This is a genomic window from Bacillus sp. SIMBA_008, from assembly GCF_046535495.1.
Taxonomy (GTDB): domain Bacteria; phylum Bacillota; class Bacilli; order Bacillales; family Bacillaceae; genus Bacillus; species Bacillus subtilis.
On sequence record NZ_JAWRWL010000022.1, the window covers coordinates 1 to 476 of the forward strand.

Genomic DNA, 476 nt, shown 5'->3' on the forward strand with positions numbered 1-476 from the left:
CCGAGCATCGCGCCCATAAACATCAGCAGGTACACATAAAAAGGGCCGAGCTTTTCTTTGTCCTTCGATAAGTAAAAAATACTGTAAAGCGTCACCAAAGAGCCGATGCCCGTAATCAATAAAGCGAATAACAGCCCGAGTCCGTCAATATAAACGGTATAGTTAATACCGAGGGACGGAATCCATTCGGCCGCATACCGGACGGTTTCTCCAGCCATTGTGACAGGGAGCTTGCTGATAAAGTAAACAAACAGCACAACGGGCACTATCAGCACAAACCAGCCTGTATGGACTTGTTTTACCCGTTTATAAAGAAAGGGAACGATAAATGCAAATAAAAAAGGCGCCAAAATCGCGAAATGTAACAGCTGCAACAGAAGACCTCCTTTGCTTGTTTTTTCATCAAGCAACTGCTTTATGTAAGAATGAATCAATCAATTCACGGTCATAGGACCCAGTACAAATTATATCGCACT

The 476-nt window shown here is 43.3% G+C and carries 1 pseudogene; it reads right to left on the reverse strand.

Annotated features, from left to right (window positions below):
• A pseudogene (locus tag SB658_RS21860) lies at positions 1 to 374 on the reverse strand (Na+/H+ antiporter subunit A); the annotation flags it as partial.
• Positions 375 to 476: the final 102 nt, after the last annotated feature.